The sequence below is a fragment of the Rhizobium leguminosarum genome, assembly GCF_001679785.1.
Taxonomy (GTDB): Bacteria; Pseudomonadota; Alphaproteobacteria; order Rhizobiales; family Rhizobiaceae; genus Rhizobium; species Rhizobium leguminosarum_R.
The window spans coordinates 2,776,110-2,801,338 of sequence record NZ_CP016286.1 but is presented as its reverse complement, the minus strand read 5'-3'; the positions used below and the strand labels follow the sequence as shown (position 1 = coordinate 2,801,338).

Below are 25,229 nucleotides of genomic sequence, written 5' to 3'. Positions count from 1 at the left end.
GTTTCGGCATTAAATTTTCGTCATGATTTCAACGGATCCCCGACGTCGAAAGGATTTTTGGCGGGCGACCTTTCAGTCTCGTGCAAGCCGGCGCTGGTAATCCCGAAATGTTTTCAGCTTGGTGAGCCGGCTCGTAAAATTCCGCTATCGAATTTTATGGTTAAAACCTTGTTAAAAGCCTTGGCGTTATAGTTTTTGTAGTCGATATTTCATTCATTGCGGGAGCGATTTTTTGAAATCAGCCGGGGAACTTCTGGAGTTGGCTTGCCGCCGGATCGCTGATCTGGATACCCCGGCCTATGTCAAGAACAGCGAGCTGCGTTATATCGCCGTCAACGAGGCCTATGCCCGCTTTCTAGGCCGCGAGATCTCCGATTTCATCGGCAGGCGCAGCCGCGAGCTTCTCGACCGTCCCGAGGAAGAGGAGCGCGAGGACAAGGAACGCCGCGCACTGGTGTTCGGCACCGAGGAAAACGCCATCTGCTTCGATGCGGCGGGCCTCAGTCATGAACGCATCCAGATCGAAAGCTTCTCACCGTCGCCGGAGCGGGCCTATGTGCTCGGTATCTTCGAAGTGCGCGAGCCGCCGCGTCGGGCGATTGGCGACGCTGGGATCGCTGGCGACCCTCGGATGACTAGCGACGCCGGTGTCGCCGCCGATTTCGCTCGCGTACGCGAGGCGCTGGAACAGCTCGACCATCCGATCGGCATCTTTGCCGAAGATGGCCGGCCGCTGGTCGTCAACGCCGCCTATCGCAACGACGCAAAGCCTGCGGCTGTCAGCGACGCGGCCTGGCACGAGAGCGTCAATGAGCTCGACCTGCTGCGGACCATCCTGGAGGATCTACCGGTCGCAGCCTTCGTGCGCGACGAGAAGCATCGCCTCGTCTACGCCAATCAATATTACGAGACCTTCAGCGGCCATAGTCGTTCTCGGGTCCTTGGGATGACCGAACACGAAATGTTCGGTCAGGACGGGGGCGAGGCGATCTACCAGGAAAACCTGCTGGCGTTGCAGGGAGGCCAGTCGAAGGAGATCGAAAGCCTGCTGCCGAGCAAGGACGGCCATATCTATTCCGTCCTCTCGCGCGTCAACCGCGTCGTGACAGCGGACGGGCGAGCCTATGTCGTCGGCTCCTTTTCGGACATCTCGCCACTCAAGGAGCGAGAGAAGGCGCTGATCGAGGCGCAGAAACACAAAGAGGTGCTGCACCGGGATATCGAGAATATCCTACGCTCGCTTCCGATCGGCGTGCTGATCCTCGATAACGACCACCGGATCCTCTCCGTCAACGACGAGTTCTACAGCATCTGGGAGTTGCCGCTCGACGATCCCTTCGACGGCCGGCCCTTCATCGACGTCATCCGCCGCAATTATGAGCTCGGTCGCTACGGCGGCACGCAGACGCCCGAGGAAATCTACGCTTTCCGCAAGCACCTGTTCGAAACCGAGGAGCCCGAGCCGATCGAGCTCGGCTGGGCGGGTGGCAAATCCGTCATCTTCGATAGCCGCCGTATCTCCAACGACCGGATCCTGCTCACCTACGCCGACATTACGGCCGTGCGTGAGCGGGAAAATGAAGTCCACGAGGCCCGCGCCGCGCTGGAGCATCTCGGCGAGATGATGCGCGACGCGACCCATGCCATGCCGCAGGGCCTGGCCATCGTTCAGGACGGCATCATCAAGATGTCCAACGAGGCGCTTTCTGACATCCTGCAGATTCCCGCCACCTATCTCGAGCCTGGCGAGGGCTGGATTGGCATGTTCGAATTTTGCGCGGCGCGTGGTGATTTCCATGATGCGGCGGCGGAAATCCTGCAGGGCTGGCGCGACAATATCGCGGCCAGGCTGCCGATTTCCACCGTCTTCCATGTCTGCGGCGAGCGCTGGGTGAACATGGATGCGACGGTCAGCAAGGGTCAGCACTGGGTGGCGCTCTTCACCGACGTCACCGAACTGAAGAGCCGCGAAGAGGAACTGCGCCAGCTGCTGTCGCGCGCCGAAGCCGCCGACCGCGCCAAATCCGAATTCCTCGCCAATATGAGCCATGAGATCCGCACGCCGATGAACGGCGTGCTCGGCATGGCGGAACTGCTTGCCAAGACCAACCTCGATACGCGCCAGAAAACTTTCGTCGACATCATCGTCAAATCGGGTAACGCGCTGCTGACGATCATCAACGATATCCTCGACTTTTCGAAGATCGATGCCGGGCAGATGAAACTGCGTAAAGCCGCGTTCGATATTACCGAAGCGGTGGAGGACGTGGCGACACTCTTGTCCTCGCACGCCGCCGAGAAGAACATCGAGCTCCTGGTGCGGGCCGCGCCCGATTTGCCCGCCGCGGTCATTGGCGACGCTGGGCGCTTCCGCCAGATCGTTACCAATCTTGTCGGTAACGCCGTCAAGTTCACCGAGCGCGGCCATGTCTTCGTCGATGTCGGCTTCCAGCCGGCCGCCGGGGGCGAGATCATGGCGTGCATCCGCATCGAGGATACCGGCATCGGCATCCCGCCGGAGAAGCTCGAATCGGTCTTCGACAAGTTCTCGCAGGTGGACGCCTCGTCGACCCGGCGGCATGAAGGAACCGGCCTCGGCCTTGCGATCACCGCCGGGCTCGTCGACCTTTTCGGCGGTTATCTCAACGTCGAAAGCGAATGGGGCAAGGGCTCCGTCTTCACCATCAACCTGCCGTTTGCGGTGGCGGCTGCCCGCCTTGAGCCGAAGCCGTTGCCGATCAACGTGCAGGGTGCGCGCATCCTCGTCGTCGACGACAATGAGGTGAACCGGCGAATCCTCACCGAGCAGCTGTCTCTCTGGGGTTTCGACGGCGTGGCCGCCGAGGGCGGCGGCACCGGGCTTGCGATTCTGGAGGCGGCGGCCGGTCTCGGCGTTACCGTCGATGCCGTCGTGCTCGACTATCACATGCCCGATATGAACGGCGCCGATGTCGCGCGCAGGCTACGAGCCGATCCCCGCTTCGTCGAACTGCCGATCATCTTCCTGACGTCGATGGATATTTCCGGCACGGAAAAGGAATTCGCGGCGCTGAATGGCCACGCGCATCTGATGAAACCGGCGCGCGCCAACGTGCTGCGCAACACCGTCGTCGAGGTGGTGCGCGCCAGCCGCGTCAAGCAGGCATCCGAGGCCGAGATTGCCCGGCTGCAGACGGAAGTGGCCGCGCCCGCGCCTGCGCCGCAGAAGCGAGCCGCTGAATTCTTCGACGTGCTCGTCGCCGAGGACAACGAGGTCAACCAGATCGTCTTCACCCAGATCCTGCAAGGTACGGGTCTTTCCTTCCTCGTCGTCGACAATGGCGAGGAAGCAGTCGCCGCCTGGGAGCGGCATGCGCCGCGCATTATCATGATGGACGTCTCAATGCCCGTCATGAACGGCCATCAGGCGACCCGGGCGATCCGCGAAAGGGAAAAGGGGCAGGGGCACCGGGTGCCGATCATCGGCGTTACCGCCCATGCGCTCGAAAGCGACCGTGAGCTCTGCCTCGATGCCGGCATGGACGACTACATGTCGAAGCCGATCAGCCCCGAACTGCTCGAGGAAAAAATCCGCCAGTGGCTTGGAACAAGTGAGCAGCAGCCAGGGCGCACCAGCTACTGATCTGTACGCTGATCGGCTGACGCCTTGGCGCCGCAGAGCATTTCGCGCTTGCCGGCAAAGCCCTTGCGGCGCTCGACGGCAAAGCCTGCGGCGATGAGGTTGCGGCGCACGAAGCCAGCCGCCGCATAGGTGGCGAAGGTGCCACCGGCTGCGCTTTTCTCGCAGACGAGCCGCATCAGCTGCTCCGACCACATATCGCTGTTGCGCGACGGGGCGAAGCCGTCGAGATACCAGGCGTCGAAGTCATCTTCGGCCGCGGCGACGCTGTCCAAGGCATGGCCGCATACGACGCTGAGCGTCGTATGGGCATCGAGATCGAGGCGCACGATACCGGCCGGTATTTCCGGCCAGGCCGCCGTCAGCGCTTCGCGTTCGGCATCGATCTCCGGCCAGTGCGACAGCGCCCGGCCGATTTCTTCGCCGCGCATCGGGTGGAGTTCGAAGGAGATGAAATGCAGGTGCTGGCCGTCTGCACGCTGGAGTTTCCATTGCCGCCAGGTTTCAGTGAAGTTCAGTCCGGTGCCGAAGCCGAGTTCTCCGATCAGGAATCTCTGCCGCCCGTTCCAGCGCTCCGGCAGGCCGTTACCGGCGAGAAAAACATGGCCGCATTCCAGCCGCCCATCGGTCTGGCAATAAAAATGATCGCCAAAGGCGGTGGAATAGGGCATATCGCCGTCGCGCCATTCGAGCGGCTGCGGGGCGCCTGCGCCAATCTGATCGGGGTTCAGGTCTGTCATGGAAAAAGCCGATAGTCCTCAGCCGGTCTCAGGTCAATCGTCCTCAGAATTGCTGATCGTCGGCGGCGGCATCATGGGGCTCTGGGCGGCCGTCCATGCCGAGCGCCGAGGCATCCGTGCCGTTATTGCCGACGCCGGCAGGTTGGGCGAAGGTGCAAGCGGCGGCCTGCTCGGCGCGCTGATGCCGCATATGCCGGACCGGTGGTCGGAGAAGAAGCAGTTCCAATTCGATGCGCTGGTCTCGCTCGAAGCCGAGATCGCTGCTCTCGAAGCTGAGACCGGACTCTCTGCCGGTTATCGCAGGTCCGGACGGCTGATCCCGCTGCCAAAGCCGCATCTCAACACAATAGCGCGCGGCCATTTCGAGGACGCCGAACGCCATTGGCGGGCGGGCGAGCGCCGCTTCCACTGGCATGTGCTCGACAGGCCTGATGTAGACGGTTGGATCAAGGCGTCTGCCGGCGAGAGCGGCTTCGTGCACGACACGCTCGCCGCCCGCGTTGCACCCCGCTTGCTGGTCGCAGCGCTCATCGCCTTCCTGCGGCGGGCAAAGCATGTTCGCATTCTGGAGCATGCGACGGTTGCCGGCCTCGATCCCGATCGCGGTACGGCCGAAATCAACGGCGAAACCATCGTTTTCAGTCACTGCATCCTGGCCGCCGGCCATCAGTCCTTTCCGTTGCTGCAAGGCCTGACGCCGGGGCTGAAACAACCGCTCGGCCAGCCGGTCAAGGGGCAGGCGGCATTATTGAAAGCCGATATCGACCCGGCGCTGCCGACGATCTTCCTCGACGGGCTCTATGTCGTAGCGCATGAAGGCGGGCACGCGGCGATCGGCAGCACCAGTGAGAACCGTTTTGACGATCCTACATCCACCGACGTCCAGCTCGACGTGCTGATCGAGGCGGCGCGCGACATCGTACCGATGCTTCGCGACGCCCCTATTGTCGAGCGCTGGGCCGGGCTTCGCCCGAAGGCGATCGATCGGGATCCGATGATCGGTCGCCATCCCGACCACCGGCGCCTGATCGCGCTGACCGGCGGCTTTAAGGTCAGTTTCGGCCTCGCCCACCGGCTGGCGGAGGCGGCGATATGTATCGCAGGCGATACAGACTGCGGATTTTTGCTGCCGGAAAGTTTCGCGATTTCAAACCATATTGCGGTGGCTTCACGTTAAACGTGAATTAGACGCCGCTGCGTTTCGTTATTCTGTCATGCAAATCACCTATCTGCTTGCGCATCGACAGCGCCGGATCTGAACGGCGCTCACTTCCTTGATGGAGGAAATTGCATGCGCTATGCCATTTGCTTCACGCCTCCGGCGAGCGACCCGTTGTCGCTCGTGGCCGCCAATTGGCTTGGCCGAAACGTGTTTTCGGGCGATATGATGGAGCCTCCGGCAGTTCGTGGCCTCGGCATTCACGAGATCGCCTTCCATACCGCCGTGCCGCGGCGCTACGGATTTCACGGCGTTTTGAAGGCACCGTTCCACTTGTCCCGCGACATGCCCGAATCGCAACTCTTGCGCGATCTCATGCGTTTTTCCGGGACCTTCGTTCCCTTCCAGATTCCGCGTATCGAAGTCGCCCGGCTCGGCAATTTCTACAGCCTGCTGCCGAGCACGCCCTGCGAGCAGATCCAGTATCTCGCCTCGGCGATCGTGCAGGAATTCGATCGTTTCCGCGCACCGCTCAGCGAGGCCGAGATCGAACGCAGCGATCCGGATGGGCTGTCGGCGACGCAATTTTCCAATCTGCATCGCTGGGGCAATCCCTATGTGATGGAGGAGTTCCGCTTTCATATGCCGGTGACGGGCCCCGTCAACGCGATCGACATGCCGCGCATCGAGCCGGCGTTGCGGACGATCTTCGAGCCTGTCCTCTGCGAACCTGTCACAGTTTCGAACGTGGCGCTGATGATCGAGGAGGGTACTGGCGGCCCTTTCCGCGTTCATTCGCTGCATCCGATGGGCAAGGTCAGCGCGCGCAAAATCGCTTGAGTCTGCCGATGGGCTAAAGGCTTGTGTCGTAAAGGCAAAATCCGGCGGAGCAGTTTCCGTCTCGACATTCCAGCTGCGGATGCTACCGTTCCCCGTCTTTTCAGAAGGTGATTTGATGGTATCCGAGACTTATCCGCGCAATCTCGTCGGTTACGGGCGTCTGACGCCCGATCCGAAATGGCCGGACGAGGCACGCATCGCCGTGCAGTTCGTCATCAACTACGAGGAGGGCGGCGAAAGCTCGATCCTCGACGGAGATACTGCTTCCGAAAACCTGCTGTCGGAGATCGTCGGTGCGGCCGCCTGGCCAGGGCAGCGCAACCTCAACATGGAATCGATCTATGAGTATGGTTCGCGTGCCGGCTTCTGGCGGCTCTGGCGGATGTTCACCGATCTCAAGGTGCAGGCAACTGTCTACGGCGTGACGCTGGCGATGGCCCGCAACCCCGAGGCCGTCGCCGCGATGAAGGAGGCCGGTTGGGAGATCGCCAGCCACGGTTACCGCTGGCTGGAATACAAGGATTTTCCTGAAGATCTGGAGCGCAAGCATATCCTCGAAGCGGTGCGCCTGCATACCGAACTTACCGGTGAGCGGCCCTATGGCCTGTATCAGGGCAAGCCTTCCGACAATACGCTTCGGCTGGTGCAGGAGGAGGGCGGTTTCCTCTATTCCTCCGATTCCTATGCCGACGACCTGCCCTATTGGGTGAAGGGCGTCGACGGGAAACCCTTCCTGATCATCCCCTATACGCTCGAAACCAACGACATGCGTTTTGCGACGCCGCAGGGCTTCAATGCCGGCGATCAGTTCTTCACCTATCTGAAGGATGCCTTCGACACGCTTTATGAGGAAGGCAAGGCGGGCAGCCCGAAGATGATGTCGGTCGGATTGCATTGCCGCCTCGTCGGACGCCCCGGCCGGGCGGCAGCGCTGAAGCGCTTCATCGAATATGTGCTGAAGCATGACAAGGTCTGGATTCCGCGCCGCATCGAGATCGCCGAGCATTGGCACAAGCACCATCAGCCGGAAGCGCTCTGATGATGTCGCGCGAGGATTTCGTTTCCCGCTTCGGCGGCGTCTTTGAACATTCGCCTTTCATCGCCGAGCGCGCCTATGACGCCGGCCACATGACGGAGCCGCTGACGGCAGCCGGCGTGCATGCGTCGCTAACCGCCGTCTTCCGGGCGGCAAGCCCGCAGGAGCGCCTCGGCGTGCTCAGCGCCCATCCTGACCTTGCCGGGCGCCTCGCGATAACGGGCGAACTCACCGAAGACAGCAGGAAGGAGCAGTCCGCCGCCGGTCTCGACCGCCTGAGCCCGGCCGAACATGCCCGCTTCACCGAACTCAATTCGGCCTATGTCGAAAAATTCGGCTTTCCCTTCATCATCGCCGTCAAGGGGCTCGGCAAGGACGATATCCTGTCGGCCTTCGAAACACGGATCGGCAATGGCAGGGACGCGGAATTTGCGACCGCGACGGCGCAAGTCGAGCGGATCGCGCTGCTGCGCCTTACGACGATGCTGCCGGAGGTTGAATGAACGAGCGGCGCGCGATCGACTATCTCAATGAGATGTATGAGGCGGCATCCGAAGCGCTGTCTTTCGTCGGCGGAATGGATGGGGCGGTGTTCGCCGGGGACAAGCTCACTTTCAAGGCGGTCACCTTTTGCCACTTCACCATCGGTGCCGCGGCATCCCGCTTGCTGGTGACTCATCCGGAATTTGCGAGCGAGCATCCCGATCTGCCGTGGACGAAAATCTGCGGCACGGGCAACCGTATCCTCGACGGCGTCTTCGATCTCGATCCTTCCGACATCTGGGAGGCGACGTATCGCACGCTGCCGGAGCTTCTTTCCGCGATCGATGCCATCCGTCACTGGCATGCCCAAGGTGAGTGAGCGATTGCCCCCACATCTCGACATCCGTCGGCTTTCGAGATCCGCCTTTGCTCCCTTCGGCGAGGTGATCGAAGCCGACCCCGCCTCGATGCGGCTCATCAATGGCGGCACGACGGAGCGTTTCCATGCGCTCGCCGCCACCGAGGCGACGGGCGAGGGTGCGCGCGTCATCATCAACCTCTTTCGCGGCCAGCCGCGCAACTTCCCCTATGAAGTCACCATGATGGAGCGCCATCCTTTCGGCAGCCAGAGTTTCTCGCCGGTCTCGGGCCGTCCTTTTCTCGTCGTCGTCTCCGAGGATGAGAACGGTCGCCCGGGCAGGCCGCAGGTGTTTCTGGCGCGCGGCGACCAGGGCGTGAACTATCGCCGCAACGTCTGGCACCATCCGCTGATGGCGCTCGGCCAAGCCTCAGATTTTCTGGTCGTCGACCGTGACGGGCCGGACAATAATCTGGAAGAATACTTCTTCGAAACCCCTTATATCATCAAAGAGCCAGCCCCATGAACGGACTGACCACACATGTTCTCGACACCGCTCTCGGCAAGCCGGCCGAGGGCTTGAGGATCGATCTTTTCCAGCTTGACGGCGAGATTCGCAGGCATCTGAAGACGGTGGAGACCAATGCCGACGGCCGGGTTGATGGCGGCCCCATCCTCATCGGCGAAAATTTTCGGGCCGGCACCTATGAACTGGTCTTCCACGCCGGCGATTATCTGAGGGCCAGCGGCACGCCGCTGCCGCATCCCGCCTTCCTCGATCTCGTGCCGATCCGCTTCGGCATTGCCGACGTCACGGCGCATTACCATGTGCCGTTGTTGATATCGCCCTACGGCTATTCTACCTACCGAGGGAGCTAGAGCCTTTGCTGGTCAGATTGCAGTATTCTGCCGGAGCAGGTTTTCGTCAGGGCAGAGGCGATTGGCGAAGGGCATACTTCGTGGTACGTCCGAGCCGATCGCCTTTGTCCTGGCGCAAAGATGCCCGGCCCACCGGCCGCACTGCTTCGCTATGCGAAGCAATAGGTGCGCCCGGCGATTCTAAAGTCTTGCAGATTTGCCAGGCAAATCTGGAGGGTTGGCTGAAACGGGCCGGCTGATCGACCGGCCGGCTTGGCCGTAGAGCTTGGCTACGACGCGCGCCGGCCGGTCGACCATCCGACTCCGTTTGAGCCAACAGAATGCTTCAATCTAACCAGGAAAGGCTCTAGAAATGCGGTTTGCGGCAATTGCCGATATCCACGGCAACCATCTGGCGCTTGAGGCCGTGCTTGCTGATATTCGTGCGCAGGAGATCGAGGAGATCGTCAATCTCGGAGATTTCTTCAGCGGCCCGCTCGATGCCGGCAAGACCGCAGACTTGCTGATGCCGCTTAGCCTGACGTCGGTCCGCGGCAATCACGACCGCTATCTGATCGAGCAGGATCCGGCGGCAATGCATGCTTCGGATGAGGTCGCCTACGGTCAATTGTCGTCGTCTCATCTTAGTTGGATCCGAAACCTGCCATTCGATATCGTCTATCGCGGCGAGGTCTATCTCTGCCACGCGACGCCGAAGGATGACAATCTCTACTGGCTGGAAGCGGTCTCGCCGGAGGGCTTCGTTTTTCTGAAGCCGATCGAGGCGATCGAGGCATTGGCCGAAGGCGTCGACCTGCCGCTGATCCTCTGCGGCCACAGCCACATTCCCCGCGCTGTGCGCCTCTCCGATGGCCGCCTGATCGTCAATCCCGGCAGCGTCGGCTGCCCGGCCTATAACGACGAACTGCCTTATTACCACAAGGTGGAGGCCGGCCATCCGCTGGCGAGTTATGCCGTTCTGGAAAAGGCGGCGGGCGGATGGACATGGCAGTTCCGAACCGTCGCCTATGACCATATGGCGATGTCGGCACTGGCCGCCGAAAGGGGCCGTGCCGACTGGGCAGACGCGCTGGCAGCGGGTTGGGTGAGATAGAGCATGATGCCGAAAAGTGAGAGCAGTTGTCAGGCGACATCATGCTCTAACTACTTAATTTAGAACAGGATTCAGATTTTAGGCCGAGCCGGCCTAAAATCATCCTGTTCTAGTCCAGACCCGCTTGCGCGGCGATCAGTCCTTCTTTGGTGCCTGCTTCGGTGCCGGAGGGATGATCGTATGTGTCGGGGTTGCCGGCTTTACCGGGGCTGCGGCGGGCATTGCCGGTCTTGCCGGTTTTGCGCCATCGAGATTTCCAAGAAGGGATGAGATGGCATCGTCGCCTTCGAAGCCGGCTTCCTTCAGCAATTTGTCGAGGATCGGTTTGTTGGCCTGGTAGGAGAGGAGCTGGCCGGCCAGTCCTTCGCCGAGCCCGATGCCGTTTCCGCCGCCCGCTCCGTTTCCACGGCCAAGCATGCCGCCGGTGTCGAATATCCTGATATCCGAGATCTTCTCGATCGGCTTGACCGCTTCGGCGAGCGCCTGCGGAATGATGCGGATCCGTTCGCGGGTGATCTCGAACTCGATGATAGCAGAGCTCAGCTTGTTGCGGGCGTCGTTGAGCAATGCCTCGCTCTCGGCCGCGGCCTTGCCGGTTTCGAGAATGCCCTTGGCCTTGATGATCGCCGCATCCGCCTCGGCGGTCGCCAGCGTCTTGATGGCCTCGGCCTGGTCGCTTGCCGCCTGTTTTTCGGCTTCGGCGCCGACGGTGACGGCAGTCGCTTCCGTCTCGGCTTTCTTGCGCGCATCGATCACGGCAATCTGTTTTTCGCGTTCGGCAATCTCGATCGCCTTGGCGGTGCCGACTTTTTCCTCCGCCGCTATCGCCAGCGCGCGGGCCGTTTCCGCAGCCGCCTTCGCTTCGGATTCTTCGCGGCTCTTGTTGGCAACGGCGATGGCGCTCTCCTGTGCCACGATCTGGAGGTCACGCTTGGCTTCGGTTTCGCGTTGCTGGACGGCGCGGGCGGCGTCGATGTTGGCGCTTTCGCGAGCCTGCTTGGCAGATGCCTCGCGTTCGGCGATCGCCTGTTCGGAAGCGATGCGGGCTTCCTCCTCGGCGCGTTTTGCGGCCTGCTCCTGCTGCGCGGTTTCGGCGCGTGTCGCCGCGGATTTGTTGGCGATGTCTCTTTCCTGGCTGAGTTCGGCCTCTCGCTTCGTCCGCTCGATGGTCAGCGATTGCTGGCGGGCCTCGAGATCCTTCTGGGCGATGGCGACTTCGGTGTCGCGAACGATCTCGTTCCGCTCCTTCTTGCGTCCCTCTGTGATGCGGGTCAATGCCGCCAGGCCTTGCGCGTCGAAGAAGTTGTTGGCGTTGAAATGCTTGATATCGGTCTGGTCGAGGCGTGTCAGCGACACGGATTCGAGTTCGAGGCCGTTCGACTGGAGATCGGCGCCGACAGCTTCCTGCACGGCCTTGACGAAGTCCATGCGCTGTTCCTGCAGTGCGTCGAGATTCATCGTCGCGGCCACCGAGCGAAGGCCGTCGACGAATTTCGCCTCGATCAGGATGCGGAGGGCCTCGGCGTCGTTGGTGCGATTGCCGAGTGTCTGAGCTGCAAGCGCAATCGAGGAGGCATCAGGTTTCACGCGCACATAGAATTCGGCGCCGATATCGACGCGCATGCGGTCCTTGGTGATCAGTGCATCGCCTTCGCCGCGGCGAACCTCGAGGCGCAGCGTCTTCAGGTTCACTCGGGCAGTCGAATGGAAGATCGGCAGGACGACCGAACCGCCGTCGAGCACGACCTTCTGGCCGCCGAGACCGGTGCGCACATAGGCCTCATCGCGGCTGGAGCGCGTGTAAAGAGAGGCGAGGACAAAACCGATGCCGAAGATCAGAATAATCCCAATGCCGGCTGGTAGAATAACGTCGTACATCATTGCTGCTCCCTCAAAGATTGATTGTCCGCATCGGCGGGGTCGACCGGCGCGGGAATGGCGATAAACACATTTGCCTTGTGATCGACGAGAAGAACCGAAGCGCCGATCGCGAGCGGACCTTCGCCCTTGGCGGCTCGGGCTCGAAGCACGTGCCAGTTTCCATGCTGATCCTTGACGCGGACGCGGCCCGGCAGTCCCTGATCGAGCGGGCCGATCGACACCTCGGCTGTCCGGCCGAGCAAGGCGTCGAGATCGACCGCGTAGGTTTCGTCGTGCGGTACGATCCGCGCCACGGTTCTGCTCGATGCCCTGACCATGGGAATGGTTGCGAGCGCGGCAGGTATGACGGCTATCAAGCTTGGCAGCGGTGCCCAGAAGGCGTTGGCGACGGCCTGCAAGGCAAAGCCCGTCATCGCGAAGAAACCGAGCGTCAGCATCATGAGAATCAGCAGCGGAACACCGCCGAGATTGAGCCAGGAAAGGTAAGCCAGGATGCCGTCATGGCCATGAACCTCAGGCTTTCCCAGAAATTCCGTCATCGAAAAACCCATGACCATCGCGAGCATCTCGATCGCGGTCAGGCCGACAAGGATCGCTGCGGCGATGGCAAAGGGCGCACATTCAGGGGAGAAAAGGAGTGCCATCGCGTTATCGGTTATCCGCCTTGAAGCGTGCGAGCCGGGCTTCGATCGCCTGTTCGCGGTGCAGTCGGTCGAGTTCGTCCAATTCGGAACTGTGGCCATGCTCGCCAGCGGGAACTCCGGTCAGCCGCGAGACGGCTGCGGCAGCGCGGGCAGCATCTGCACCCGGTGCGGGCTGAATATGACCGGTCGCTGCTTGTTCGGGATGCCGGGCGATGCTGCGCTTGAAATCGGCAAGGCGAGCATCCGCCTCGCGGCGCGTGGCGAGCACGGCCTGCAAGGCTTTCTGGCCTTCGTCCACCTGTTCCCTGGCATCGGCCAGCGCCTTATCGAGCGCTGCGATCTGGGATTCGAGATCGATCTGACGGGCGACGCCGGCCTTTGCCAGGTCATCCCGCTGATTGGAGACGGCGAGGCGGATCTTCTGGTCGAGCGCGTTCAGGTCTTCGACGATTTCGTCTCGGCGGCTCTGGATGCGGTATTCCTCCGCGCGCGCCTTGCCGAGATCGGTGCGGGCCTCATCAGCCGCCGCATCGATCTCGCGGACCGCCTGTTCGATGACGGCGATCTTGTTTACGCCTTCGGCCTTGTCGATCGCCGCATTCGCGATGCCAGCGATCAGGCGACCCATGCGTGAGAGAATGCCTTCGTTCGTCATGTTTTCCTCCATCCGAGCGGAATTCGGCGTGACGCCGATGTGAATCTCGTAGCGATCCTGGCCCGCAACGAGGTAGGCCGGAAAAATACTCTCCCATCCCCGTGAATAACCCGCGACATCGAAGGGCACGGCAACACGTCCGTGCACCGTAGCGATCGTCAGGTCCGAGGGGCCTTTGATGGCGAAGAGCTTGTCATCGAGCGGCAGATGCGGCGGATCGGCGGTGACGCCGCGATTGGCGGCGAAATCGCGAAGGCCGAGCGTGACCAGCCTTGCCGGCAAGCCCGTCTGCTCGCGGACGGTTTCATAGGCAAGGTCATGCAGCACGACGAGATTGGCGCCCGCCTTGTCGGCGACGAGGCCGGTCAGGATTTCGATCATCCTGAGATAGGCGGCAATGGTGTCGTCCAGCGCCTGCCGGGCGTAATCGTCAGGCGCCAGCGTGTAGCGCAGCAGCGATGGATGCGGTGTCTTGCCTGTGGTAGCCATAGGCAAAACATAAAGCACCGCTTTTGTGCTTTCAAGAGGTCGCGCTAAAAATACAACCTATGCTTAACATGCCGTTAGAAGGAGAGAATCGACACAGTTTCCGGATCACATTTACCGATGGAAGACCCGGCAGCGGATCGGGCGGTCGCTCCTATCGGGCGGCCGTGTGTGCCTCGCGAATACCGGCGCTAATGCGGTTGATGATCGTCCATATGAGAAGTAGAGCCACTACCGCCCAAAGCCACGATGTCCATGCTGCAAACGTACCACCGACCGCGACAAAGATGCCGAGCGCGCCGAAAAGCACCGCACGGTCGCTTTTGCCCAGCGGCCCGTCGTAACGCCGGCTTGCGCCGACCGTTTGACCCAGAACGCCGGTAAATTCCGTCAGCGCCGAGAGGAAGATGACGGCCATCGCCGGCATCAAACCGTTGGGATCGATGAGGGCAAACGGCAAATACAGGGCGACATCCGACACGACGTCACCGATCTCGTTCAGATACGCGCCTAAGATGCTCTTCTGCCCATGTTCGCGCGCGAGCATGCCGTCGATGGCATTGAGGCCCATGCGCAGGAGAAACCACACAGGCACCAGCAGGAACCAATGCGGAGGCGGGGCGAGGCTCAGAAAAAGGCCAAGTGCCACCGAGACGGCGGCAGCAACTGAAGTCACCTGATTGGCGGTGACGCCTCGTGCCGCGAGTGAGCGCACCAGAGGGCGAAGAATGCTCTGAAATCGGGACTTCAATTGATAAACAGACATGCTACCTCAGTGGAATTGCGTGGCATTTGAACAGTCTATCTCGGCTCGGGCAGTGCAGATCATCGTAGCTGTGAGGAAGGCCGCACCTCATATCGGTTCACGCAAAGGACTTACATTTGCAACTAGACTTTTGCAATGAAAGCAAATCACTGTGCTCGGCAATGCATGCAACCTATCCACCCATCAGAATTGGAGAAGACCGTGCTGCAAACTGCCGATAGTGTGCAACCCGCCTCGACGGCCAGGCCAATGCATGAATCCGAATTCGCATCGCATGACGGCACCCGACTGTTTTATCGGACGTGGCATTCGACGGGCGCTGCAGCAAGGGGCGCAATCATTCTTCTCCATCGCGGCCACGAGCATAGCGGCCGCGTCGCCCATCTCGCCACCGAGCTCGGCCTCGATGATTTTGCCTTCTACGCCTGGGACGCCCGCGGCCACGGGCGTTCGCCGGGAGAGCGCGGCTATTCGCCATCCTTTGCAGCCTCTGCGCGTGATCTCGATTGCTTCGTCCGCCATGTCAGCGAGACAAGTGGTATTGCCGTCGAAGACATCGCCGTCATTGCACAGAGCGTCGGCGCAGTGCTGGCCACCACCTGGGTGCACGACTATGCGCCGCCGATCCGCGCGCTGGTGCTGGCCTCACCGGCCTTCAGCGTCAAGCTCTACGTGCCTTTTGCCAAAGAGGGCATTGCGTTCTGGGAAAAGCTCAAGGGAACGTTCTTCGTCAATTCCTATGTCAAGGCGAAGTTCTTGACGCATGACCCCGAGCGCATCGCCTCGTACGAATCCGACCCATTGATCACCCGGCCGATTGCCTCCAACATCCTGTTGCAGCTCTATGAGGCGGCAGCCCGGGTCGTCGCCGACGCCCGCGCCATCACCGTGCCAACCCAGCTGCTGATCTCCGGCAGCGACTGGGTGGTGCGACACGCGCCGCAGCACCGGTTTTACGAAAACCTCGGCAGCCGCATCAAGGAACGGCATGTGCTTGCCGGCTTCTACCATGACACGCTCGGCGAAAAGGACCGCGCGATTGCCCTGGCCGAGGTCCGCCGTTTTATCGACGCGTGTTTCGCCGAGCCCTGGGCACCTGCCGACCTTCGCACCGCCCATATCCAGGGCTATACCAAGGACGAGGCCGACCGGCTCGCGAGCCCGCTTGATGCGACATCCCCACGCGGCATCTACTGGGCGCTCAGCCGCCTCAACATCAAGATCGGCGCTCTGGTGTCAGAAGGCATAAGGACCGGGGTCAAGACCGGCTTTGATTCCGGCTCGACGCTCGATTACGTCTACGAGAACAAGCCGCGCGGGCTCGGCCCCGGTGGGCGTTTGATCGACAAGGTGTTTCTCGAGGCGATCGGCTGGCGCGGCATCAGGCAGCGCAAGCTGCACCTGCAGGAGCTGATCGACCGCGCGCTGCAGCGCCTGAAAGCCGCCGGCCGCAGTACCCACATGCTCGACATAGCGGCCGGGCATGGCCGTTATGTCCTTGATGCGATCGAGACGGCTGCCGTGCGTCCCGATAGTGCGCGGTTGCAGGACTATTCCTCCATCAACGTCGACGCCGGCCGCAAGAGCATTGCCACGCGCGGACTGAGTGATTTCGTGAGCTTCCGCCAGCAGGATGCCTTTGACGGCGAGGGGCTGGCTGCAATCACGCCGGCTCCGGATCTCGCGATCGTCTCCGGCCTATACGAGCTGTTTTCCGACAATGCGCTGATCGCCGCTTCGCTCGATGGGATCGCCCGTGCGATGCAGCCCGATGGTCTGCTCGTCTACACCAACCAGCCATGGCATCCGCAACTGGAGATGATCGCCCGCGCCCTGACGTCGCACCGCGGCGGCGAGGCGTGGGTGATGCGGCGGCGGACGCAAGAGGAAATGGACCAGCTGGTCGCCGCAGCCGGTTTCCGCAAGATCGAGCAGCGCATCGACCAGTGGGGCATTTTCACCGTCTCGCTGGCTGAGAGAGTCTGAGGGCAAAGCGTGGAGAAGGCACGTTCAACTTTTTCCCAGACAGCGCTGGTCCCGAAGCGGGCAGCGCTCTGGCTCGCCTTCCTGGCGCCGTTCTTCTATCTGAGCTATGGCGGCGCCAATTGGCTGGCATCGCAACGCGCTCATGTGCCGAACGTCGCCTTCGTATGGGAAAGCGCCATTCCGTTCCTCGGATGGACCATCATTCCATATTGGTCGATCAATCTGTTCTATGCACTCTGCCTGTTCATCAACACGGCGCCGCGCGATGTGGATAGGCTGGCGAGGCGTTATCTGACGATCCAGATAGTAGCCGTAGCCTGCTTTATCGCGTTTCCGCTCGAAGCGACCTTCGTGCGGCCGGCAACAAGTGGCCTGCCGGGCTTCATGTTCGCCGTCCTCGGTGGTTTTGATAAGCCGTTCAATCAAGCGCCGTCGCTCCATATCGCACTCCTGGTGGTGGTCTGGGATCATCTGCGCGGCCGGCTGCCGCGGAAGGTGCGGCTTCTCTGGCACCTCTGGTGCTTCCTGATCGGTGTCTCCGTGCTGACCACGTGGCAGCATCACATCATCGACATACCGACCGGCATGCTGCTCGGTCTGTTTGCCATCTGGCTTTTTCCGCGCGATGCCGGTTCGCCTCTCGCGAATTTTACGATGAGCGGCGATCCAAAGTCGCGCCGTCTCGGCTTCTATTATCTGTGCGGTGCCATCGCATTTCTCGGCCTTGGAGCGCTCTGCACGCCTTTATCGGTAGCGGCGCTTCTGTTGCTCTGGCCGGCTGTTGCGCTGGCGATCGTTGCGCTCGGATATTTCGGCGCCGGCCCGCAGATATTCCAGAAACGCGTCGATGGCCGGGCCACGCTTGCCAGCCGCTGGCTGCTCGCACCCTACCGGCTTGGCGCTCTCATCAATATTCGGCTCTGGACCCGGCGAATGCCGGCATCGGTGGTGATCACCGACGGCGTCCACCTCGGTCGTTTTCCGCGTCGCCACGAGGCCGACCGTTTTGCCACGGTGATCGATATGACCGGCGAACTTCAGCGCCCGGGCGGGACGCGCGCGCGCTGGTGCAGCTTTCCCACCCTTGATCTTACAGCCCTCGACAAGATCCAGACGCTCGCCGCGGCGAACCTCATCGAGACCTCGCGCCAGCAGGGACCGGTCCTCGTCTGCTGTGCGCTCGGTTTCCAGCGGAGCGCCTGCGTCATCGTGCGTTGGCTGCTCATCACCAGACGTTGCGAAGATCCATCCGAAGCCGTGCGGCGGATCGAACGGGCAGGGCGGCGTGTTCATCTGCCCGTGGAGCCTTCATGCCGTGACGGAGGGCTTGCAATGACGCAGTGGAATGTCACGGCCTCGGCGGCTGCGCGAAGTCTCGGCCGCAATTCGATCTGCTGCGGGCTGGCAGCGCTGCTGCCACTGATTGCCGGCCCGATCGCCGTGGGATATCGCGGTTTCGTTCCATCGCTCGGCTGGCTCTTGATGCTCGTTTTCTGCGTGATAGTCCTTGCGCTGGCGGTCCATCTCCTCTTCGATGCGCTGCTGTTTCGCCTTGCGTCGAGCCACGAGACAGAGGCCGCCGGCCTTGCCGCCGTCGACGACCTGTTGTCCAGGATGCAGCTTCGCAAGCCTGGCAGGACGCCGTCTGGCTTGGAGAGGCGGGTTGCCGGGTCGCGCCGCATCGTCTGGCGGCAGCGTTTTGCCCTCGCCATCTGTCTGGTGATTTTCGCGATCCTTCTTTTCGATGCAAGCAACGGCCTGCCGCTATGCTGAATCGCGTGCGGTCGATTACTGGATGGCTGGCTCGTGACTCTTCTAAGCTGGCTTCTCAGGCAGGAGGTCACTGCCGCCCGTCGATGATCGACGAATTCACGTCGTTGATGTCGCGCTTGCCGCAGAGCGCCATGGTGATGTCCATCTCCTTGCGGATGATGCCGAGCGCCAGCGATACGCCTTCCTTGCCCATGGCGCCGAGGCCGTAGAGGAAGGGGCGGCCAATATAGGTGCCCTTGGCGCCGAGCGCCACGGCCTTCAGCACGTCCTGGCCGGAGCGGATGCCGCCGTCGAGATGGACCTCGATACGGTCGCCGACGGCGTCGACGATCTTCGGTAGCATGCTGATCGATGAGGGGGCGCCGTCAAGCTGACGCCCGCCATGATTGGAGACGACAATCGCATCGGCGCCGGTGTCGGCGGCCGCCTTCGCATCCTCCGGATCGAGTATGCCCTTGATGATCAGCGGGCCGCCCCATTGTTCCTTGATCCAGGCGACATCCGCCCAGGACAGCCGCGGATCGAACTGCTCATGTGTCCACGAGGCCAGCGAGGCGATATTGGTGACATTTTTCGCATGGCCGACGATATTGCCGAAGTTGCGGCGCTTGGTCTGCAGCATGTCCAGGCACCAGAAGGGCCGGGTCGCCATCTGCCAGACATGTTTCGGCGTGAATTTCGGCGGCGCCGACAGGCCGTTGCGCAGGTCTTTATGCCGCTGGCCGAGGATCTGCAGATCGGCGGTCAGCACCAGCGCCGAGCATCCGGCCGCCTTGGCGCGGTTGATGAGGTTGAGGACAAAATCCTTGTCCCTCATCACGTAGAGCTGGAACCAGAAGGGGCGTGTCGTCGCTGACGCGACGTCCTCGATCGAGCAGATGCTCATCGTCGAAAGCGTGAAGGGAACGCCGAATTCCTCGGCGGCGCGTGCCGCCAGCATCTCGCCATCGGCATGCTGCATGCCGGTCAGTCCGGTCGGCGCCAGGGCCACCGGCATCGACACTTTCTGGCCGATCATCGTCGTTTCCAGCGTGCGGTCGGTCATATCGACCATCACCCGCTGGCGCAGCTTGATCTGGCTGAAATCGCTCTCGTTGGCTGCATAGGTCGATTCCGTCCAGGCGCCCGAATCCGCATAGTCGAAAAACATCTTCGGCACACGGCGCTGTGCCAGCTTTTTCAGGTCGGCGATGGTGAGCGGAGTGGCCATGAATTGAACCTTCACATCTGAATGCGACCATCGGCCATAACATGAATTTCGCAGGAGCGTGACGTGAAATTTCGAGTGATTATTCCCGGCGGCATTGCCGGAAAGCAGGTCATTCTTCCCACGGAATATCGTGAAGGTCGCTCGCCCCATCCAGGATGCGCACGATGCGGACGTCATCGTTGTCGACAGAGTAGAGCGCAAGCCGCCTTTCGATCACGAGCACACGGGCATCCGCGGCGATTTCCGGGCGCTTGGGACCCATCTGTGGATGCTGACCCAGAGAAGAAATGCGCTGCTCGATGCGGTCGATGATAGTATCGGCCATGGCCAAGCCGCTGTTGCCGGCAACCCACAACCAAAGGTCCAGCATGTCCGAGCGGGCTCGGCTCGAATAGAAGACATCGGCCATTGATCAAGCTTTAGATGCTGCAAATCGTCGGCGCCCTTCAGCCTTCACCGCTTCAATATCCAGAGGCGAGAAATCGCCGCTTTTCACACCCTCACGCCATGCATCCCGCAAATGTTCAATCTCGCGGGCTTTTGCACTGTCACGCTCTTCCAGAAGTCGCAGGGCTTCGCTCACGACATCGCTCGAAGAGTGGTAATCGCCGGAATCGATCTTTTTCTTGATGTAGCTGGCAAGTTCGTCCGGCACTGAAACGGTCAGGTCCATGGGCTTTCTCCTTAGAGAACCATGGGAAGATCGGCGGGTTTTTGCAAGTTCGCTTAAAGGTTCTTTTTCAAAGAAACACCGGCCACATAGGTCTCGGCGATCGCCCGGTCGTCACCCATCGTCTGCAGCAGGAAGAGTTCCTCGGGCAGCGTCTTCACCACTTCCATCTTCAGCGCCATGGCCGGTGTCGCCGTTGCATCGAGAACGACGAGATCGGCCTCGGTGCCGGGTTCCAGCGTGCCGATCCGGTCCGCCAGCGACAGGGCTTCGGCATTGCCGCGCGTCATCAGGTAGTAGCTTTCCAGCGGGTTCAGCCGTTCGCCGAGCAGCTGCTGGATCTTGTAGGCCTCGTCCATCGTCCGCAGCATCGAATAGCTGGAGCCGCCGCCGATATCGGTCGCCACGCCGATGCGAACCGGCTTTTCCCGCCGCGTCAGCGCCTTCAGCGGAAACAGGCCGGAGCCGAGGAAGAGGTTCGAGGTCGGGCAGTGGACGGCGACGGCCCCCGCCTCGCTCATCGCGTCGGCCTCGCGCTCGGACAGGTGTATGCAATGGCCGAAGAGGCTTTTCGGCCCGAGCAGGCCGTAGCGGGCATAGATGTCGGTATAGTCGATCGCGTCGGGATAGAGTTCGCAGGTGAATCTGATTTCGTCGTGATTTTCCGAAAGATGCGTCTGGATGTGCAGATCGGGAAATTCGCGGGCAAGGGCTGATGTCGCTTCCATCTGCGCCGGTGTCGAGGTGATGGCGAAGCGCGGGGTGATGGCGACGTGGTTGCGGCCCTTGCCGTGCCAGTCCGATATCACCTGGCGGGTCTCGTCATAGCCCATCTCGGGCGTGTCGAGCAGGCCCTGCGGGGCATTGCGGTCCATCATCACCTTGCCGCCGACCATGCGCATATTGCGCCTCATCGCCTCGGCGAAGAAGGCGTCGGCCGAGGTCTTGTGCACGGAGCAATAGGCGACCGCCGTCGTCGTGCCGTGGCGGATCAACTCGTCGTAGAAATGCGTGGCGATCCTTTCTGCATGCGCGCTTTCGACGAAACGGCATTCCTCGGGAAAGGTATAGGTATTCAGCCATTCGAGCAGGTTGGCGGCGTAGGAGGCAATCACCTGCATCTGCGGAAAATGCAGGTGCATATCGATGAAGCCCGGCATGATCAGATGCGGGCGGTGGTCAATCTCGGCCGTGTCCGTGGCTGCTTTTGCCTTGACGTCGGCATAGGGGCCGATAGCCGTGATCAGCCCATCTTCGACCAGCAGGCAGCCATCCTCTTCGTAAAGATAGCTTTGGCTGTCGGCGAGGCTTAGCGGCGCGCGGTGAAAGGAAAGCAGGCGGCCGCGCAGGAGTGTCGTCGTCATTGTTTCTTGCCTTCGACTGCGCTCTCGAACCAGGCGACCAGCAGCTTGCGTTCGTCCGGCGTGATGTCGGTGATGTTGCCGGGCGGCATGGCATGGCTGCGGCCCGCCTGTATATAGATCTCGCGGGCATGGGCGGCGATTTCCGCGTCGTTTTCGAGCATCACGCCATTGGGCGGCCGCACGATACCCTCATAGACCGGCTCGGCCGCGTGGCACATGGAACAGCGCGTCGAGACCAGTTGCTTGACGGCGGGGAAATGCGGATCGCCGGCGAATTGCTGGAAGGCGGGCGCGACCGCCGCCGCATCGGTTTCGCCGGTCAGCAGCTTCGGCACGGTCGAAAGCCACATGATCAGAATGAAGAGAATGATGGTGACGATCCAGGTCCAGGTCGGCCGGCCCTTTCTGGCATGCGTCGTGTTGAACCAGTGGCGGATAGTGACGCCCATCAGGAAGACCAGAGCCGCGATCACCCAGTTGAATTGCGTACCGAAGGACAGCGGATAATGGTTCGACAGCATGAAGAAGATGACGGGCAGCGTCAGGTAGTTATTGTGTAGCGAACGCTGCTTGGCGACCTGCCCGTATTTAGGATCGGGAACCCGTCCGGCGATGAGGTCGGCGACGACGATCTTCTGGTTCGGAATGATGATCATGAAGACGTTGGCCGACATGATCGTCGCGGTGAAGGCGCCGAGATGCAGGAATGCGGCCCGGCCGGTGAAGAGCTGCGTATAGCCCCAGGCCATGAAGACGAGCACGACATAGAGCACCGCCATCAGCCCCCAGGTGTTCCGCCCAAGCGGCGACTTGCAGAGCAGATCGTAGACGAGCCAGCCGAGGGCAAGCGACCCTAGCGAGATCAGGATTGCGACGGTCGGACTGATATCCAGCACGTGGCGATCGATCAGGAAGAGGTCGGCGCCGCCGTAATAGACGATGCATAGCATCAGGAAGCCGGATATCCAGGTGAAATAGCTCTCGTACTTGAACCAGGTCAGGTGCTCCGGCATCTGGGCGGGCGCCACCAGATATTTCTGGATATGATAGAAGCCGCCGCCATGGACCTGCCATTCCTCGCCATAGGCGCCGGGTGGCAGATGCGGGCGTTTCACCAGTCCGAGATCGAGCGCGATGAAATAAAAGGACGATCCGATCCAGGCGATCGCGGTAATGACATGGAACCAGCGCGCCGCAAAGGCGAGCCATTCCCATGCTATGGCATATTCATACATTGAGTTCCCCTATCTTCCTCCGACTCGTGACATTGCGGAAATTTTGGCGGGGAGGGAAGAGGAGATTGAAAGACTGCACATGCGCACTGATTTCTGCAACGGTGGCAAGGCCGAAGGAGCAATGGAATGATTACCGCGCTCTACAGCGATCAGTTCATCGCCGAAAACGCGCGGATGGACCGGCGGCTTGCCGCGCTCATTCTGTCGCGCGGTAACCGCATCGGCTATATCGCCTCCGGTCCGGACCCGCAGCGCGCGGTTTTCGATGAGAAACGGCAGTATTACCTCAACTACGGGCTTTCTCTTGATCCCTTCGTCGATCTAGACGCGCTTTCCGGCGGCGAGGAGATCAGCCGGCTGTTTTCCTGCGACGCCATCCATCTTTCCGGCGGCCATACCGGCGATTTCTTGAGAAGGCGGCGGCACAGCGGCATGCTGGACAAATTGAGCGCATGAGCACTGGATGACGGCATTCTTGTCGGAACCAGTGCCGGGGCGATTTTGATGACGCCGACAATCGCCGTCGACGCGCTCTTTTCCGGCAGTTCCCCCGATGCGGTGCGGGATGGCGCGGCTCTCGGTCTGGTACCCTTCGAGTTCTTTCCGCATCTGAACGATGATCCCGGCTATCTCTCCACGCTGCTTCGCTACAGCGAGACGACGGTAACCCCTATTCTCGCATGCCGGGACGGCGAAGGTCTCATCCTCGGCAACGGGCTCGTCGAGATCTTCGGTGCTCCGCTGACGATTTCCAGCGGTTTTGCCGAAGCTGCCGATCGCGGCCGCATCGCCGATCTGCTGTCGCGTGCCTAAAAGCTGCCGAGAAGACTGTGCATTATCTCTGCCTTATGATTGATCTGCTAATTCAGCAGGCCTTGAACTACGACGACTCGATTACAGTTATTTTGCAGGCCGCCGGAATAAAATAAGAACCGTTAGATCATCGGCGGCGCATTCATCGACGGAGAAGATGCCCATGCGCAGCATTCTGACGTGTGTGATGATTGCGTATGCGTCGTTGGCGATGGCTCACGACGCACCCTCGGGGTGGAGTTATGACCCCTATTGTTGCAACGGCAACAGTCACAATGGCGATTGCCAAATGATCCCTTCGAAAAGCGTGGCGGTGACGCCAGGCGGATATCGTGTGACGCTGATGCCGGGCGACCACCGGCTGGTCACGCACGCTCATGTCTTCCTGCTGCCGATGACGAAGGCGATGCAATCCGGCGATAACGACTATCATCTCTGTCTGTTCCCGAACGAGGATACGCCGCGCTGTTTCTATGCGCCGGAAATGGGATTTTGAAGCCGAGCCAGGACCGGACCCGGCTCACGAACCGGGTCCGGCATGTCGTTGTCCGAGGTGACATGCATCAATTTCCGGCTGCCTTCATCTCCTCGAGAATCCAGTTGCGGAAGGCCTTGATCTTGGGCACGTTACGACGGTTTTCGGGGTAGACGAGCCAGTAGGCCTTGCCGTCGCTGCGGGTCAGTTCGAAGGGCTGGTAGAGCCGGCCGAGCGCGATCTCGGCCGCATAGAAGGCAGGATGAAGGATGGCGACGCCATGGCCGGCGATTGCCGCATCGGCTTCGACCGCCTGAGAGCCGAGCTGGTTGCGCGGGCGCCGATCGAGATCCGTCTCTGTGACGCCGGCTGCCTCGAACCATTGTTTCCACCAGATGTCGCCGGCGTCGAAGAGATCGAAGTCCAGGAGATCGCGCGGCTCTCTGATGCCGCCTGCCGCCTCCGCCAGCTTCGGGCTCAGCATCGGCGTGAACTCCAGGCCCATCAGTCGGTGCAGCGCCAGCCCCGGCCAGTTGCCGTCGCCCCAGCGGATGCCGACATCGATCTGCTCGCGGGCGAAGTCGATGATGTCAGAACTCGCCTGAAAGCGCACCGCGATCGCCGGATGTTTCAAGTGGAAGGAGCCAAGGCGCGGCGCCAGCCACTTCGAGGCGAAGGTATGGGTCGAACTGATGGCGAGTGTGCCTTCGACGCTGTCGCGCGCCGTCGCCATCGCGTCGTGCAGCATGGCGAAAGCTTCGGTCACCTTCGGGGCCAGCCGCTCGCCGGTGTCTGTCAGTGCGATCTGGCGGGGACGGCGCAGGAAGAGCGGCTCGCCGACATTCTCCTCCAGCAGCTTAATCTGGTAGCTGACGGCGGTCTGCGTCATGCCGAGTTCGTCGCCCGCCTTGGTGAAACTTCCGAGCCGGGCAGCGGCCTCGAAGACGCGCAACGCATTCAGCGGGAATTGTTTGGAGAGTTTCATGGATAAGTTCTCTTGATGCAGGCAGACGGTTGTTCGATTGGAATTGCAGCACTTTTGGCCGCAAACTGCAACTCATACC

General features: G+C 61.4%; 23 protein-coding genes and 2 pseudogenes. 14 read left to right on the top strand and 11 right to left on the bottom strand.

Translation table 11 applies throughout. From position 1 onward, the window contains the following. Positions 1-232: 232 nt before the first annotated feature. Positions 233-3,622 (top strand): PAS domain-containing hybrid sensor histidine kinase/response regulator, encoded by a 3,390-nt coding sequence (locus BA011_RS13980; RefSeq protein WP_065280916.1) that lies wholly within the window; start codon positions 233-235, stop codon positions 3,620-3,622. Here BA011_RS13980 and mnmD read toward each other — a convergent pair. After that, positions 3,616-4,359, bottom strand: a complete 744-nt coding sequence (mnmD, locus tag BA011_RS13975) for a tRNA (5-methylaminomethyl-2-thiouridine)(34)-methyltransferase MnmD (RefSeq protein WP_065280915.1) — start codon at positions 4,357-4,359, stop codon at positions 3,616-3,618. The two genes, BA011_RS13980 and mnmD, sit on opposite strands and share 7 nt — an antisense overlap. On the opposite strand from mnmD, the gene BA011_RS13970 reads away from it, so the two are divergent. From BA011_RS13970 to BA011_RS13935, 8 genes are all read left to right on the top strand, one after another. Further along, entirely contained in the window at positions 4,358-5,536 is a 1,179-nt protein-coding gene (locus BA011_RS13970; protein ID WP_065280914.1) for an NAD(P)/FAD-dependent oxidoreductase, read from the top strand. The genes mnmD and BA011_RS13970 overlap by 2 nt on opposite strands. A 114-nt stretch (positions 5,537-5,650) precedes the next feature. Next, positions 5,651-6,358, top strand: a complete 708-nt coding sequence (locus tag BA011_RS13965) for a DUF1045 domain-containing protein (RefSeq protein WP_027664029.1) — start codon at positions 5,651-5,653, stop codon at positions 6,356-6,358. 115 nt (positions 6,359-6,473) lie between these two features. Then, entirely contained in the window at positions 6,474-7,397 is a 924-nt protein-coding gene (gene puuE / locus BA011_RS13960; protein WP_065280913.1) for an allantoinase PuuE, read from the top strand. Next, positions 7,397-7,897: a 2-oxo-4-hydroxy-4-carboxy-5-ureidoimidazoline decarboxylase gene (gene uraD / locus BA011_RS13955; protein WP_065280912.1), complete on the top strand. Its 501-nt coding sequence runs from the start codon at positions 7,397-7,399 to the stop codon at positions 7,895-7,897. Before puuE ends, uraD begins: the two co-directional genes overlap by 1 nt. Continuing rightward, entirely contained in the window at positions 7,894-8,256 is a 363-nt protein-coding gene (locus tag BA011_RS13950) for a DUF86 domain-containing protein (RefSeq protein WP_065280911.1), read from the top strand. Before uraD ends, BA011_RS13950 begins: the two co-directional genes overlap by 4 nt. Next, complete coding sequence (locus tag BA011_RS13945; protein WP_065280910.1) at positions 8,240-8,761, top strand: ureidoglycolate lyase; 522 nt, start codon at positions 8,240-8,242, stop codon at positions 8,759-8,761. The genes BA011_RS13950 and BA011_RS13945 overlap by 17 nt, the downstream gene beginning before the upstream one ends. Beyond that, positions 8,758-9,114: a hydroxyisourate hydrolase gene (uraH, locus tag BA011_RS13940; protein WP_065280909.1), complete on the top strand. Its 357-nt coding sequence runs from the start codon at positions 8,758-8,760 to the stop codon at positions 9,112-9,114. Before BA011_RS13945 ends, uraH begins: the two co-directional genes overlap by 4 nt. A gap of 352 nt (positions 9,115-9,466) precedes the next feature. After that, on the top strand, positions 9,467-10,207 hold the full coding sequence (locus tag BA011_RS13935) for a metallophosphoesterase family protein (protein WP_065280908.1): 741 nt from the start codon (positions 9,467-9,469) through the stop codon (positions 10,205-10,207). 135 nt (positions 10,208-10,342) lie between these two features. Here the strand turns inward: BA011_RS13935 and BA011_RS13930 are convergent, their stop codons facing one another. From BA011_RS13930 to BA011_RS13915, 4 genes are all read right to left on the bottom strand, one after another. After that, entirely contained in the window at positions 10,343-12,088 is a 1,746-nt protein-coding gene (locus BA011_RS13930) for a flotillin family protein (RefSeq protein WP_065280907.1), read from the bottom strand. Then, positions 12,085-12,732, bottom strand: coding sequence for an OB-fold-containig protein (locus BA011_RS13925; RefSeq protein ID WP_003541958.1), 648 nt, complete (start codon positions 12,730-12,732; stop codon positions 12,085-12,087). The genes BA011_RS13930 and BA011_RS13925 overlap by 4 nt, the downstream gene beginning before the upstream one ends. A 4-nt stretch (positions 12,733-12,736) precedes the next feature. Further along, on the bottom strand, positions 12,737-13,894 hold the full coding sequence (locus BA011_RS13920) for a PspA/IM30 family protein (protein ID WP_065280906.1): 1,158 nt from the start codon (positions 13,892-13,894) through the stop codon (positions 12,737-12,739). A gap of 133 nt (positions 13,895-14,027) precedes the next feature. Continuing rightward, positions 14,028-14,639: a CDP-alcohol phosphatidyltransferase family protein gene (locus BA011_RS13915; RefSeq protein ID WP_065280905.1), complete on the bottom strand. Its 612-nt coding sequence runs from the start codon at positions 14,637-14,639 to the stop codon at positions 14,028-14,030. A 201-nt stretch (positions 14,640-14,840) separates the two neighbouring features. Here BA011_RS13915 and BA011_RS13910 point away from each other — a divergent pair, with 201 nt between their 5' ends. From BA011_RS13910 to BA011_RS13900, 3 genes and pseudogenes are all read left to right on the top strand, one after another. After that, complete coding sequence (locus BA011_RS13910; RefSeq protein WP_065280904.1) at positions 14,841-16,625, top strand: bifunctional alpha/beta hydrolase/class I SAM-dependent methyltransferase; 1,785 nt, start codon at positions 14,841-14,843, stop codon at positions 16,623-16,625. 9 nt (positions 16,626-16,634) lie between these two features. After that, positions 16,635-17,961 (top strand): annotated as a pseudogene (locus tag BA011_RS13905) (phosphatase PAP2/dual specificity phosphatase family protein). Beyond that, positions 17,958-18,398, top strand: coding sequence for a hypothetical protein (locus tag BA011_RS13900; RefSeq protein ID WP_065280903.1), 441 nt, complete (start codon positions 17,958-17,960; stop codon positions 18,396-18,398). Before BA011_RS13905 ends, BA011_RS13900 begins: the two are co-directional and overlap by 4 nt. A 67-nt stretch (positions 18,399-18,465) precedes the next feature. Here the strand turns inward: BA011_RS13900 and BA011_RS13895 are convergent, their stop codons facing one another. The 5 genes from BA011_RS13895 to puuD all read right to left on the bottom strand — a co-directional run bounded on the left by BA011_RS13895 (position 18,466) and on the right by puuD (position 22,877). Next, positions 18,466-19,608 (bottom strand): alpha-hydroxy acid oxidase, encoded by a 1,143-nt coding sequence (locus BA011_RS13895; RefSeq protein WP_065280902.1) that lies wholly within the window; start codon positions 19,606-19,608, stop codon positions 18,466-18,468. 109 nt (positions 19,609-19,717) lie between these two features. Continuing rightward, positions 19,718-20,017, bottom strand: coding sequence for a type II toxin-antitoxin system RelE/ParE family toxin (locus tag BA011_RS13890; RefSeq protein WP_065280901.1), 300 nt, complete (start codon positions 20,015-20,017; stop codon positions 19,718-19,720). A gap of 3 nt (positions 20,018-20,020) precedes the next feature. After that, positions 20,021-20,281: a type II toxin-antitoxin system ParD family antitoxin gene (locus BA011_RS13885; protein ID WP_065280900.1), complete on the bottom strand. Its 261-nt coding sequence runs from the start codon at positions 20,279-20,281 to the stop codon at positions 20,021-20,023. Positions 20,282-20,334: 53 nt separating this feature from the next. Further along, positions 20,335-21,642 carry a guanine deaminase gene (gene guaD, locus BA011_RS13880; RefSeq protein ID WP_065280899.1) on the bottom strand — a complete coding sequence of 436 codons (1,308 nt, stop codon included), beginning with the start codon at positions 21,640-21,642 and terminating at the stop codon, positions 20,335-20,337. After that, complete coding sequence (gene puuD, locus BA011_RS13875) at positions 21,639-22,877, bottom strand: urate hydroxylase PuuD (protein ID WP_065280898.1); 1,239 nt, start codon at positions 22,875-22,877, stop codon at positions 21,639-21,641. The genes guaD and puuD overlap by 4 nt, the downstream gene beginning before the upstream one ends. A gap of 126 nt (positions 22,878-23,003) precedes the next feature. Between puuD and BA011_RS13870 the strand changes: the two are divergent. Both BA011_RS13870 and BA011_RS13865 read left to right on the top strand, forming a co-directional pair. Beyond that, a pseudogene (locus BA011_RS13870) lies at positions 23,004-23,690 on the top strand (Type 1 glutamine amidotransferase-like domain-containing protein). 163 nt (positions 23,691-23,853) lie between these two features. Further along, the gene (locus tag BA011_RS13865; protein WP_003541942.1) at positions 23,854-24,186 is read left to right on the top strand and encodes a hypothetical protein; all 333 of its coding nucleotides are present in this window, start codon (positions 23,854-23,856) and stop codon (positions 24,184-24,186) included. Positions 24,187-24,253: 67 nt separating this feature from the next. Here the strand turns inward: BA011_RS13865 and BA011_RS13860 are convergent, their stop codons facing one another. Then, the gene (locus BA011_RS13860; RefSeq protein WP_065280897.1) at positions 24,254-25,150 is read right to left on the bottom strand and encodes a LysR substrate-binding domain-containing protein; all 897 of its coding nucleotides are present in this window, start codon (positions 25,148-25,150) and stop codon (positions 24,254-24,256) included. Positions 25,151-25,229: the final 79 nt, after the last annotated feature.

What these genes read in the sequence shown, in the direction of transcription:
- BA011_RS13970 (WP_065280914.1), top strand. Translation starts at nt 4,358, where the DNA reads ATGGAAAAAGCCGATAGTCCTCAGCCGGTCTCAGGTCAATCGTCCTCA.
- mnmD (WP_065280915.1), bottom strand. Translation starts at nt 4,359, where the DNA reads ATGACAGACCTGAACCCCGATCAGATTGGCGCAGGCGCCCCGCAGCCG.
- BA011_RS13965 (WP_027664029.1), top strand. Translation starts at nt 5,651, where the DNA reads ATGCGCTATGCCATTTGCTTCACGCCTCCGGCGAGCGACCCGTTGTCG.
- puuE (WP_065280913.1), top strand. Translation starts at nt 6,474, where the DNA reads ATGGTATCCGAGACTTATCCGCGCAATCTCGTCGGTTACGGGCGTCTG.
- uraD (WP_065280912.1), top strand. Translation starts at nt 7,397, where the DNA reads ATGATGTCGCGCGAGGATTTCGTTTCCCGCTTCGGCGGCGTCTTTGAA.
- BA011_RS13950 (WP_065280911.1), top strand. Translation starts at nt 7,894, where the DNA reads ATGAACGAGCGGCGCGCGATCGACTATCTCAATGAGATGTATGAGGCG.
- BA011_RS13945 (WP_065280910.1), top strand. Translation starts at nt 8,240, where the DNA reads ATGCCCAAGGTGAGTGAGCGATTGCCCCCACATCTCGACATCCGTCGG.
- uraH (WP_065280909.1), top strand. Translation starts at nt 8,758, where the DNA reads ATGAACGGACTGACCACACATGTTCTCGACACCGCTCTCGGCAAGCCG.
- BA011_RS13935 (WP_065280908.1), top strand. Translation starts at nt 9,467, where the DNA reads ATGCGGTTTGCGGCAATTGCCGATATCCACGGCAACCATCTGGCGCTT.
- BA011_RS13930 (WP_065280907.1), bottom strand. Translation starts at nt 12,088, where the DNA reads ATGATGTACGACGTTATTCTACCAGCCGGCATTGGGATTATTCTGATC.
- BA011_RS13925 (WP_003541958.1), bottom strand. Translation starts at nt 12,732, where the DNA reads ATGGCACTCCTTTTCTCCCCTGAATGTGCGCCCTTTGCCATCGCCGCA.
- BA011_RS13915 (WP_065280905.1), bottom strand. Translation starts at nt 14,639, where the DNA reads ATGTCTGTTTATCAATTGAAGTCCCGATTTCAGAGCATTCTTCGCCCT.
- BA011_RS13900 (WP_065280903.1), top strand. Translation starts at nt 17,958, where the DNA reads ATGACGCAGTGGAATGTCACGGCCTCGGCGGCTGCGCGAAGTCTCGGC.
- BA011_RS13895 (WP_065280902.1), bottom strand. Translation starts at nt 19,608, where the DNA reads ATGGCCACTCCGCTCACCATCGCCGACCTGAAAAAGCTGGCACAGCGC.
- BA011_RS13890 (WP_065280901.1), bottom strand. Translation starts at nt 20,017, where the DNA reads ATGGCCGATGTCTTCTATTCGAGCCGAGCCCGCTCGGACATGCTGGAC.
- BA011_RS13885 (WP_065280900.1), bottom strand. Translation starts at nt 20,281, where the DNA reads ATGGACCTGACCGTTTCAGTGCCGGACGAACTTGCCAGCTACATCAAG.
- guaD (WP_065280899.1), bottom strand. Translation starts at nt 21,642, where the DNA reads ATGACGACGACACTCCTGCGCGGCCGCCTGCTTTCCTTTCACCGCGCG.
- puuD (WP_065280898.1), bottom strand. Translation starts at nt 22,877, where the DNA reads ATGTATGAATATGCCATAGCATGGGAATGGCTCGCCTTTGCGGCGCGC.
- BA011_RS13865 (WP_003541942.1), top strand. Translation starts at nt 23,854, where the DNA reads ATGCGCAGCATTCTGACGTGTGTGATGATTGCGTATGCGTCGTTGGCG.
- BA011_RS13860 (WP_065280897.1), bottom strand. Translation starts at nt 25,150, where the DNA reads ATGAAACTCTCCAAACAATTCCCGCTGAATGCGTTGCGCGTCTTCGAG.